Source organism: Faecalibacillus sp. H12 (assembly GCF_013361255.1).
In the GTDB taxonomy this organism is placed as follows: Bacteria; Bacillota_I; Bacilli_A; order Erysipelotrichales; family Coprobacillaceae; genus Faecalibacillus; species Faecalibacillus intestinalis.
This window is the reverse complement of sequence record NZ_JABWDK010000011.1, coordinates 41,999-53,993: the sequence shown is the minus strand read 5'-3', so window position 1 is coordinate 53,993 and position 11,995 is coordinate 41,999. Positions and strand designations below refer to the sequence as shown.

Here is an 11,995-nt window from a genome sequence, read left to right as displayed (position 1 = left end):
GAAGAACCTTGGTTTTTTAAGTAATTAGTTCTTTTCTTCGAAATCAGCATCAACAACATTATCATCATTGTTATTTGATGTTGTTTGTCCAGCACCACCATTAGGGTTTGCTTGTTGTTGTTGATAAGCATATGATGCCATTTGTTGAGCCATTTGTTCTAATTCTGACATTTTAGCTTCAAGAGTAGCCATATCATTGTTATCTAAAGCAGTTTTTAATTCAGTTTTTAATTGTTCTGCTTGTTGTTTTTGATTAGCATCAATCTTATCACCTTGTTCAGCTAAAGCTTTATCAATTTCATTGATCATTTGTTCAGCTTTATTTCTTGTTTCGATATCTTTACGTTTCTTTTCATCTTCAGCTTTATTAGCTTCAGCTTCTTTTACCATACGATCGATTTCTTCATCAGATAATCCTGTAGAGTTTTGAATAACGATTGATTGTTCTTTTTGAGTTTTCAAATCTTTAGCTTTAACATTTACGATACCGTTAACGTCAATTGAGAAAGTAACTTCGATTTGAGGTACTCCTCTTGGAGCTGGTTCGATACCATCTAATTTGAATAAACCTAATTGTTTATTATCTCTAGCCATTGATCTTTCACCTTGTAATACGTTGATATCAACAGCTGGTTGATTATCAGCAGCAGTAGAGAATACTTGTGATTTAGTAGTTGGAATTGTAGTATTTCTTTCAATCAATACTGTCATAACTCCACCCATTGTTTCGATACCTAATGAAAGTGGTGTAACATCTAATAATAAGACATCTTTAACGTCACCAGCGATAACTCCACCTTGGATAGCAGCACCCATAGATACAACTTCATCTGGGTTTACTGATTTGTTAGGTTCTTTTCCAAGTAAACGTTTAACAGATTCTTGAACAGCAGGAATACGAGTAGATCCACCAACTAATAATACTTGATCGATTTCACTTGGTTGCATTCCAGCATCACTTAATGCTTGTCTAACTGGTCCTTCAGTAGCTACAACTAAGTCTCTTGTAATTTCATCAAATTTAGCTCTTGTTAATGATAATTCTAAGTGTAATGGTCCAGCAGCACCAGCTGAGATGAATGGTAATGAAATTTGAGTTTGCATTACACCAGATAAGTCTTTTTTAGCTTTTTCTGCAGCTTCTTTAATACGTTGCATTGCCATTTTATCGTTAGATAAATCAATTCCGTTTTCTTTTTTGAATTCATCTACGATGTAGTCCATGATTTTCTTATCGAAATCATCCCCACCTAATTTATTGTTACCAGCAGTAGCTAATACTTCAAATGTACCATCAGCTAAGTCTAAGATAGATACGTCGAAAGTACCACCACCTAAGTCATAAACTAATACTTTTTGTTCTTGATCTAATTTATCAAGACCGAATGCTAATGCTGCAGCAGTTGGTTCGTTGATGATACGTTCAACATCTAAACCAGCGATTTTACCAGCATCTTTTGTTGCTTGTCTTTGAGCATCATTGAAATATGCAGGTACAGTGATAACTGCTTTTGTTACTGTTTCACCTAAATAAGCTTCAGCAGTTGCTTTTAAGTTTTGTAAGATCATTGCTGAAATTTCTTGTGGTGTATAAGATTTACCATTTACGTTTTCTTTATGATCAGTACCCATATAACGTTTAACCGACATTACTGTATCAGGGTTTGTTACTGCTTGTCTTTTTGCAGCTTCCCCAACAATAATTTCACCATTTTTGAAAGATACAACTGAAGGAGTTGTACGATTTCCTTCTGGGTTTGCAATTACTTTTACTTCATTGTTTTCTAACACACTTACACATGAGTTTGTAGTTCCTAAGTCAATACCAATAATTTTTGCCATAATATAAATCCTCCTATTTTATTCACTTACTTTTACTAAAGATGCACGAATAACGCGATCTTTTAACATATAACCTTTTTGTAACTCTTCAACAACCATACCAGGTTTAAAGTTTTCATCACTTACAGTCATTACTGCTTGATGGAAGTTAGGATCAAATTCTTTACCTTCAGCTTCAATCACTTTAACTCCTTGGTTTTCTAATAATGTCATGATTTGTTTATAAATCATTTCATATCCTTTTAAGAAGTTTGCCACTTCTTCACTTGGATTTTCAATTGCTAATGATCTTTCAAAGTTATCAACGATTGGTAACATTTGTTCAATAAAACCTTGCATCATGAACTTTAAGTTATTTGCATGTTCATTTTGCATACGTCTTTTAATGTTTTCCATATCCGCAAACACTTTATAATAATCATTTTTCCATTTATCAACTTCACCTTGAAGAATTTTAATTTGATCTTCTTGATCAACTTTTTCCTCTTCAACAACTTCAGCCTCAGCTTCTTTGTTTTCTTCAACTTCTTCAGTTACTTCTTTTTCAACTTTAGTTTCCTCAGCCAATTTGTTCACCTCTATTTCTCATCTTGTTTATCTTCTAAACAAGCCTTTTCAATATTTTCAGATATATACTCTACTAATGCCACTACTTTTTCATAAGGCATTCTTGTTGGACCAATTACCGAAATAGAACCTTTTGATGTTTCCCCTGTTTTAAATGAAGCAGAGATTACTGAAACATCATTCATTTTTCCTAGAGGTGTTTCATTTCCAATATTGATTTGAATACCATCCTCACTCGATAATGGTAGAGTTTTCCACACTTTTGAATTTTCAAAAGCACTTACAAGTCTTCTTAATTTATCCACATCATTAAATTCTGGTTGATAGAGAATATTTTCTTTTCCAGAAAAATAAACACTATTTGAAGCAAATTTAACGAATGCTTCCAAAAACGCATTAAATAATTCTTCATGTTGCTTCACTTGCGTTGTAAGAATTGGTCGAACATCTCGTTCTAAACGAAATGCTACTTCACTGATAGGTGTTCCTATCAATAATTCATTCATCACATTAACACAACTTAATAAATCTTCCATTTCTACATCACTTGAAAATTGGAAAACTTTATTTTCAACATGACCTTGACTTGTAATGATAATTGCTGTTACACGTCCATCATCCAAAGGAACAACAGAGATGCGTTGCAACATATCATCTGAAGCATTTCCTAATGCAACACTTGTAAGATGAGTTAATTCACTCAACATGTTACAACTTTCATGCACCATCTCATTTAAATTTCGACGATGCTTATTAATAATTGTAGCAACTTGATTTTTTGTTCCTTCATCCAAATCAACTTTTCCTAAATTATGAACATAGAAACGATAGCCTTCTTTAGAAGGTACTCTTCCAGAAGAAATATGTGTTTTTTCTAGATAACCATAATTTTCTAGAAAATTCATTTCATTACGAATCGTTGCACTTGAATAAGGAAGTTGATATTTTACCATCAATGCCTTGGATCCAACCGGTTCAGCATTTTCAATAAATTCTTCAACTATACATTTAAATATCAGCATTTGTCTTGCTGTTAACATCAAGTTCACCACCTTTAGCACTCCTATTTCTCTTATGCTAAATACATTATACATTTTATTTTAGCACTGTCAATAACTTGGTGCTAAAAAATCAAAAAAATCGTAAAATAAAGAACCTCTGTCTACTTAACAGAGGCCCTTAACTTTCAACCCATTTAATACTTACATCTTTACCATGATGGGCAAGTCCAATATAAATGACTTTTCCTTTTAATCCATAATCATATTTATTATCCTTGATTTGTTGAATAGCTTTATTAGATAATTCATCTAATGCTTTTTCAAGATCTTTTTTATCTTCTTTTAGATATTTGAATTCTAAGACGAATGATGTTTTCTTTTCATCTTTGGCTTTTAAGATGAGATCATCTCTTCCTTTTCCTACTTCTCTATTAGAAATGATCTCATAATCTTTATTTAAACATAAACACATTCCTAGCATCATCATATGATAACTGTTTTCTTTCTGTAAATCATGATAACTTGGTACCATTAAGATTTCTTGATAGCTTTCTAAAAATGTTTCTTGATCTTCTTTGGCTAGACTTTCAGTTACTGTATCTAATGTTCCACTGCTTAATCCTAACTGATATTCTGTCAATTTTATAAATTCCTGTTTCACTTCTTTATTTGGTATTTCTATACGATATTTGCCTTTTAAAAGATCTATTTCTTTTGTAACTGTAAGATACCCTGCATTGACAAACAATCCCCATAAAGTTGAGTTATCTGCTTCTTCAAAGAAACTTGTCTGCATTGAAACATAGGTATCAAGTTTACCATCTTTAATGAGTTTATCATATTGATTTTTAAATGTATAGTTTGCTTGTTTTAAAGCTGTCTTGATCATACTGTTGGCACTGGTATTGACCCAATAAGAAATGAGTTTCTTTCTTTTAGCGTAATTCATAATTGACCATGGATTATAAATATCCTGATTGCCTATATGATAGCCATCATACATTTCTTTCACTTCATTATTCAATTCTAATCCATAATATTCTAGTAATTTTTTTGTTTCATCACTATCAAAACCAAAGTATTCGCTATATTCTCTGTCACAAACAGTATAGACATCTAAATTATTTAAATCACTGAAGATATTTTCTTTAGCTACTCTTTGTATTCCTGTAATAAAGGCATATTTTAAATCTTCTGAATTCTTAAGTGAACTTCTAAGTAAGGTTGCTAGACTTCCCTTGAGTTCTTGATAAAAATTCCCAGTTTTTGCTTCTATAAAAGGTGTATCATATTCATCAATAAACAGCATAACATCTTTTCCATAGTATTTCTTTAAACAACGCATTAAAAATACAATAGCATTATCCACATCATTAAGAATACCATTATTCTTATTCTTTAATCCCTCTAAAATATATAAATAATCATTTTGCTCTAATTCATTTAATTGATTAAATATAAAATGATATCGTATATATTCATTTTGTAATTGTGTTTTTATATACTTAACAATTGTTTCTTTATTTTCTTTTGCGTCTGCAAAAGAAATAAAGATCGTTGGGTATTGGTTTAACTCACTTGCATAAGGTGTATCCATGATTTTCGTACCTTTAAAGATTTCTTTAGAATCTTTCGTAATATCAAAGAATTCTGACATCATTGACATATTGATCGTTTTACCAAATCTTCTAGGTCTAGTCACTAATGTTACTTTACTTTTTCTTTCTAGAAAATCTTTAATCATTAATGTTTTATCAACAGAATAATAATTTTCTTGTTTCAATTCTCGATAATCATATACCCCTGTTGGTATTGCCTTCATGTTCATCACCTCTTTGTTTTATTATAAACCATTTATTATCCGTATACCACTTTACATAAAATCAATTAATATATCATTTAAAACATACTGACCTTCTTGAGTTGCTTTTAAATAATCATTTTCAATCATCAATCTACCCTTTTCTATATTTCTAGTAATCGCTTCTTTATATAGAATACGGGCATCTTCTTGATATCTTTCTTTAAATTTATTTAAATCTAGCCCTTCTTTTAAACGAAGTGACATCATTATTTGATTAAACATTGTTTCTTCTTTTGTTTCATCAATTGTTGTTGTTTTAAAATCACCATTTAAATATTTAGTAAGTGATCGACTATGTTCTATAATTTGTCCATCAATTTTGCTACAAGCACCTAATCCTATTCCATAATAATTATTATAGTACCAATACATAAGATTATGTTTCGATTGATATCCTTGTTTAGCATAATTAGAAATTTCATATTTTTCAAAACCTATTTTTTCTAATTCTTGATCAATGAATAATGTTAATTGATATTCGTTTTCTTCATCTAAAGGTTGATAATTTTTATATTTTAAAATCGTTCCTTCTTCTAAAATCAAAGAATAATAAGAAACATGTTGCAAATCTAAAGATTTTAAAACTTCTATATCCTTTTGAATATCTTCTTTTGTTTGTTTTGGTAAACCATACATCAAATCAATTGAGATATTATCAAAACCTATTTCTTTAGCATATTTAATAATATTTTTTACTTGGATTGTATTATGATGACGCTCTATTTCTTTTAATAAATGATTTTGAAACGTTTGTACACCAATACTTAAACGATTAATACCACCTTTTTTTAAAATCTTTAACTTATAATAATCCATTGACTCTGGATTAACTTCCATACAATATTCTTCCACTTCTAAACTATAGGGTTTTAACATTGACATTAATTTTTCTAATTGTTCATCATTTAAAGCACTAGGGGTTCCCCCTCCAATATAAATCGTTTTTAAATGATGTTGCTCTATTTGTGATAATTCTTCATTTAATCTTTGTAAATAGAGATCACTTTGTTTTTGATCATAATAGACCTTGCAAAAATCACAATAACTACAAATAGATTCACAAAAAGGAATGTGTACATATAAACTTCTAGTCTCCATCTTTTAAACCAAATTCCTTTGCTAGTCCACCTAAAGAAGTTTCCTTATAAGCACTATTTAAATCTTTTCCAGTTTCTTTCATAACATTCACAATTGAATCAAATGAAACTTTGTTCTTTCTTAAATAACCTAATTGTTTAGCATAACTTGCTGCATCGATTGCACGTAAAGCACCAAAACCATTTCTTTCAATACAAGGAATTTGAACATAGCCACCAACCGGATCACATGTTAGTCCTAAATTATGTTCAAGCCCCATCTCTGCAGCATATTCAATTAAAGAATTATTAAGTTCTAAAATCCAACCATAGGCTGCTGCAGCCATTGCACAAGCACTGCCAACTTCTGCTTGACATCCGCCATCAGCCCCTGAAATTGTCGCATTATGTTTAATGACATTTCCAAATAAACCAGCAACCGCTAAAGCTTTGATCAATTCTTTACGAGGAATTTCTAATTGTTTATAACAATAAAATAAAACAGCTGGTAAAATTCCACTTGCTCCACATGTTGGCGCAGTAACAATTTTATTACCACAGGCATTTTCCTCAGAAACAGCATAAGCATAGCTTGAAACAAGCAATCTTTCTCGATCACTTTCTCTTCGCGTATTGATTGCTTGTTGATACATACTTTTAGCAACTCTTTTTAGTTGTAACCTTCCAGGAATCACTCCTTCATGATGTAAGCCATTTTGTACACAGGTAAACATACTATCTAACACTTCAAATAAGTAGGCCTTAAAATGTTCATCTTCATAATTTAAAACATAATCATAGAAGGAAATACCATTGTCTTCAATATATTGAATAATTTCTTTAAGATTTTTATGAGGATAGATTTGTTTTGTTTGTTGCAACTTACTTCCTTCATATTCAACAGTTCCTCCACCTATAGAATAAGCAGTAATTGTATCAAGAATTTTTTCATCTTGGTACACATAAAATTTCATGCCATTTGGATGATAAGGTAAACGATCACTTTTAAAACGAACAATCGTTTGCTTGCCCAATGTTTGTTTAATAATATAATCTGTTAAATGACCTTTTCCAGTTAAGGCAAGCGACCCATATAATTCAACTTCGAAACGTGAAGCATTTGGATACTGTTCTTTTATTTTAGAAGCTGCTCTTTGAGGACCCATTGTATGTGAAGAGGATGGTCCAAATCCTATCTTAAACAATTCTCTTAATGATTCCATAATTTCTCCTATATTCTTAACATAAATAATTCTAAGCCTAATTTTTTATCTATTTGTCCCGTCTTAATTTTAACATCCAATAAAGATAATTCATTTAAACATCTAAGTAGTTCATCTATTTGAAAAAATTGGCCTTCTTTTCTTACATATTTCAAACGAAAAGGATTAACTGCCAACATTTTAGCAATTTCTTGATCAGTATACCCTTTTCTATCTAATAATTTTACTTGATAAATCAAACGCATAGAATTAGCTACCAAAACAATCAATTTAACTGGTTCTTCATTAATTGTCATTAAATCTTTATAAATAGACATCATCTTTTGTTTATCTTTACTTAAAATAGCTGTTGTTAAATCAAAAACATTTTCATCTAAGGGACGATTGACAAGTTCTTCAACACAATGAATATCAATATGCTGTGTATATAAACAAAGCTTTTCTATTTCACTAGCAATATCCATTAAATTTGTTCCTTTTCTACTTAAAAGTAACTCTAAAGCATCATCATCAATAGTACAATTTCTTTTTTTAACAGCCTGTCTTGCTGTATCAGAAACTTTATAATAATTTAAAGGATTGATTTCATAAAACTGTGCTTCTTTTCTTAACATCTTGACAACTTTTTTTCTTTCATCAAAATTCTTTTCATCATTAAAAATAACAAGATGCACTGTTTTATCTAAATAAGGTAAACATTGCATAAAATAATCTATATCATGATTATCTTTTTTTATTTTTTTGGTTGTTAGAAAATCTGCTTTTTTAATAACAACCATTTTTTCATCACTTAAAAAAGGAGGTGTCATTACATCTTCTAAAACAACTTTCATTCCCTCTTTAGAAACATCATAAACTGTATAATTCATCTGTTCTTGATTACAATGATGATCTTTTTTTAACTTATCTAAACGTTGATCCATCAGTAATCTCTCTGTTCCATATAATACATATAACATATCATCACCATAGCTATTATAAACTAAAAACCACTTGAAGTCATGACATAATTCTTACCTACATAATAAACAATCTTAACCATTCCTTGAAGATCACTGCGATAAATTTTCACCCCATATGCTTCTAATCTTTTTAATGTTAAATAAGATGGATGTCTATAACGATTATTCTTTCCTACAGAAATAAGTGCTACTTTAGGATCAATCATTTTAAACAAATCTTCACTTGAAGAACTGCTACTTCCATGATGCGCCACTTTTAAAACGTCGACATCTAAATGATGATATGTCTGATATAAATCACTTTCTACCTCTTTAGAAATATCACCTGTAAATAAATAATTTAAATGGTTGATAGTCACGTAAATAATAGAAGAGCGATCATTTGAATTTGTATAATATTTATCTAAAGCTAAATTTTTAAAAACTAAATCGCCAATTTTCTTTTTTTTAAAATCATAGAAAACATTTTTAACTTTAAAATGTTCTTTCAAAGACGCTAACGCTCCGCAATGATCATAGTCTTCATGTGAAATAAAAACGGCATCCAAATAAAAAACGCCCTGACTTTGTAAATAAGGAATCAACCGAGAAGTCGCAAGATCACTCTTTTGTAATCCCCCAGTATCAATCAATACATTTCCTCTGGCATAAGGCTGTTGAATAAAAAAACAATCCCCTTGGCCCACATCAATCATCACAACTTGTCCTTTCATGTTGTAATAAGGATAAAAATAAAAAGCAAGTAACACACTTAATAATAGACATACTTCTTGGGTTACTGTTCTATTGACATTCAATTTATAAATTCCTTTTAAATAAAGATAATAATAAACACCTATAAAAAATAAAGTCGGTTGACTAAAAAGCAATGTAAAAGAAAAATCATAAATAAAAGCAATCATTTTTAATAACAATTCATATTCTAAAGATAAAAAAGGTAAAACATATTTTCCAAGTAATAAATAATAAAGCATACTTTTATAAATCATTTCTATATAAGGCATTAGAAGAATACCTATCAAAAAAGAAAACACCGGTAAAACATGTTGAATAGAAATAATAATGGGAATTGAACCTAAAAATAAATAATATTTCCCTGCTTTTTGGTTTTGTAAAAGTAAAATAAAAAAATAAATCAAATAAGAAAAAATAAAAGATAAATTATAAATCAAATAAGGATTATACATTAACATACCAACTGTTAAAAAAGAAAAAATATCCAACTGATTTAACCATTTACCAAAAATCATTGGTAAAAAAAGCATTAGATACGCTCTTAAATAAGAAATATTATAAGGAATACTAAACATGTAAACCCCAATCAATATAAGAGATATACATTTTTGTCCTTTTTTTGAAAAAAAGAATTTTAAAAAATTCATCAACCATTTCTGTAAAATTGTAAGATGCATACCCGAAAGAGCAAATAAATGAACAATCGAGAGTTGCGTTAACTTTTGATAATATTCTTTCATCTGTTCATCTTTTGTTCCTAAAATAAATAAAGATAACAGACTTTTTACTTTGGAAGATGTCTTGATTCTTTTTTCTAAATAATGATATAGATGATCTTGATGTTGATTACTTTTTATTTTTTCAAGTTGTAAAGTATCAAAAATATTTAAACTATATAAATAATATTGATAATTAAACGCATAATCATTTTGTATTTGATGGAAGTTATAAGGTTTTCCTATCAAAGAAATATCATCAAACAACGAGATATTTTTAAATTCTCCATAAACCTTTACTTTATGATATCCCCTCTTGACAACAATACTTTGATCGTCTTTACTTACGACCTTTCCTGAAATTTCATTTTGATTTAAAGGTTGTGGTAAATAAAAAAAGAGAAATAAGAGAAATGATAACAGTAAACTTACACTCAATAGTATTTTAAAATGTTTTAAATACAGAAAAATAAAATAAAAAATAAGAAATACATATAAAATAGGATGTAACATTTTAGCTAAAACAACCACCAATAAAGGAAGTGCTAGATAAAAACCTTTTCCTTTTATAAACATAAATACTCCCTTAATCGAAGATATGTCTTTTCACCAATTCCTTGAATATTCATTAAATCTTCAATTGTTTGAAATGGTGTTTTTTGTCGATACTCATCGATCTTTATGGCTGTTTTTTCTCCTATTCCTTTTAATGTCATTAAATCATCAAGTGAAGCATGATTTAATGAAATCAGATTTTGACCATGAGGTAAATAAAGTTTACTTTCATTTGTAAGTTGATAATTTTCATTAAATTGATAATGGTTATCTGTTTGCAGTTTTGTTAAAACATCATTAATTGTTGGTTTTGTTTTAAAGGAGAGTTTTTGTTCAAACTCTCCTTCTACATAAATAATAATATTTTGTTTGGTTTGAATATTTTCAACAATAGCTGTTGGCTTTACATAACTATAAATGAGAGAAATAAAAAATAGGACAATAAGTCCTATCTTTTCAAAACTATTCATAATCTTGTTCAATATTTAAATGACGATAAGCCTCAGCTGTTGCTATACGTCCTCTTGGCGTTCTTTTAATCAAACCAATTTGTAATAAATAAGGCTCATTGACATCTTCTAAAGTTTGTGGTTCTTCCCCAATAGATGCAGCAATTGCTTCAAGTCCTACAGGTCCTCCTTTAAAACGATGAATGATTCCTAATAAATACTTATGATCAACATCATCTAATCCTAAATTGTCTACTTTTAATCTTTCTAATGCTTCAATTGTTCTATCTCTTGTAATTGTTGCATCGCCATAAAACTGTGAAAAGTCTCTAACTCTTCTAAATAATCTATTTGCAATACGTGGTGTCCCACGACTTCTTCTTGCAAGTTCCCTTTTAGCATCATCATCCATAACAATATTATACACACGACTTGTACGATCAATAATTTGAGTCAGTTCTTCTTCACTATAATATTCTAATTTTGAAACAATACCAAAACGGTCTCTTAATGGTGCTGATAAATCACCTGCTCTCGTTGTTGCTCCAACAAGGGTAAAAGGTGGTAAATCAATTCTTACCGATCTTGTAGATGCTTCTTTTCCGATAACAACATCAACACAAAAATCTTCCATCGCTGGATATAAAATTTCTTCTACCACTTTATTTAAACGATGAATTTCATCAATAAATAAAACATCACCTGGTTCAAGAGCTGTTAAAATAGCTACTAGATCCCCTGTTTTTTCAATACTTGGACCTGTTGTAATTTTAATATGAGTTCCCATTTCATGAGCAATGATCATTGACATAGTTGTTTTTCCTAAACCTGGTGGTCCATAAAGTAAAACGTGATCTAACGACTCATCACGAAGCTTTGCAGCCCCTACAAACACTTTTAAATTTTCTTTAAGATTTGTTTGTCCAATATATTCATCAAAATCACTTGGACGAAGCGAACTTTCATCATCTTCTACAATTTCAGGATCTAAAACCTCGTTCATGT

The 11,995-nt window shown here is 29.6% G+C and carries 10 protein-coding genes; all 10 read right to left on the bottom strand.

Going from position 1 to position 11,995, the window contains the following annotated elements; all coding sequences use genetic code 11:
- Nucleotides 1-24 precede the first annotated feature (24 nt).
- The 10 genes from dnaK to ruvB all read right to left on the bottom strand — a co-directional run bounded on the left by dnaK (nt 25) and on the right by ruvB (nt 11,993).
- Nucleotides 25-1,842 (bottom strand): molecular chaperone DnaK, encoded by a 1,818-nt coding sequence (gene dnaK, locus HUU89_RS08845; RefSeq protein ID WP_032091579.1) that lies wholly within the window; start codon nt 1,840-1,842, stop codon nt 25-27.
- Between the two features lie 18 nt (nt 1,843-1,860).
- Nucleotides 1,861-2,418, bottom strand: coding sequence for a nucleotide exchange factor GrpE (gene grpE / locus HUU89_RS08840; RefSeq protein WP_032091580.1), 558 nt, complete (start codon nt 2,416-2,418; stop codon nt 1,861-1,863).
- Nucleotides 2,419-2,420: 2 nt separating this feature from the next.
- Nucleotides 2,421-3,449, bottom strand: a complete 1,029-nt coding sequence (gene hrcA, locus HUU89_RS08835; RefSeq protein WP_032091581.1) for a heat-inducible transcriptional repressor HrcA — start codon at nt 3,447-3,449, stop codon at nt 2,421-2,423.
- Nucleotides 3,450-3,588: 139 nt separating this feature from the next.
- Complete coding sequence (locus HUU89_RS08830) at nt 3,589-5,232, bottom strand: AAA family ATPase (protein WP_032091582.1); 1,644 nt, start codon at nt 5,230-5,232, stop codon at nt 3,589-3,591.
- A 51-nt stretch (nt 5,233-5,283) separates the two neighbouring features.
- Nucleotides 5,284-6,372 carry a radical SAM family heme chaperone HemW gene (gene hemW, locus HUU89_RS08825; protein ID WP_175301559.1) on the bottom strand — a complete coding sequence of 363 codons (1,089 nt, stop codon included), beginning with the start codon at nt 6,370-6,372 and terminating at the stop codon, nt 5,284-5,286.
- On the bottom strand, nt 6,362-7,573 hold the full coding sequence (locus HUU89_RS08820; RefSeq protein ID WP_032091584.1) for an L-serine ammonia-lyase, iron-sulfur-dependent, subunit alpha: 1,212 nt from the start codon (nt 7,571-7,573) through the stop codon (nt 6,362-6,364). Before HUU89_RS08820 ends, hemW begins: the two co-directional genes overlap by 11 nt.
- An 8-nt stretch (nt 7,574-7,581) precedes the next feature.
- A complete protein-coding gene (gene holA, locus HUU89_RS08815; RefSeq protein ID WP_175301558.1) occupies nt 7,582-8,532 on the bottom strand; it encodes a DNA polymerase III subunit delta in 951 nt (316 codons plus the stop codon).
- Between the two features lie 23 nt (nt 8,533-8,555).
- Complete coding sequence (locus HUU89_RS08810) at nt 8,556-10,562, bottom strand: ComEC/Rec2 family competence protein (RefSeq protein ID WP_175301557.1); 2,007 nt, start codon at nt 10,560-10,562, stop codon at nt 8,556-8,558.
- The gene (locus HUU89_RS08805; protein WP_175301556.1) at nt 10,553-11,011 is read right to left on the bottom strand and encodes a ComEA family DNA-binding protein; all 459 of its coding nucleotides are present in this window, start codon (nt 11,009-11,011) and stop codon (nt 10,553-10,555) included. Before HUU89_RS08805 ends, HUU89_RS08810 begins: the two co-directional genes overlap by 10 nt.
- A complete protein-coding gene (gene ruvB, locus HUU89_RS08800) occupies nt 11,004-11,993 on the bottom strand; it encodes a Holliday junction branch migration DNA helicase RuvB (RefSeq protein WP_022002220.1) in 990 nt (329 codons plus the stop codon). Before ruvB ends, HUU89_RS08805 begins: the two co-directional genes overlap by 8 nt.
- Between the last annotated feature and the right edge of the window lie 2 nt (nt 11,994-11,995).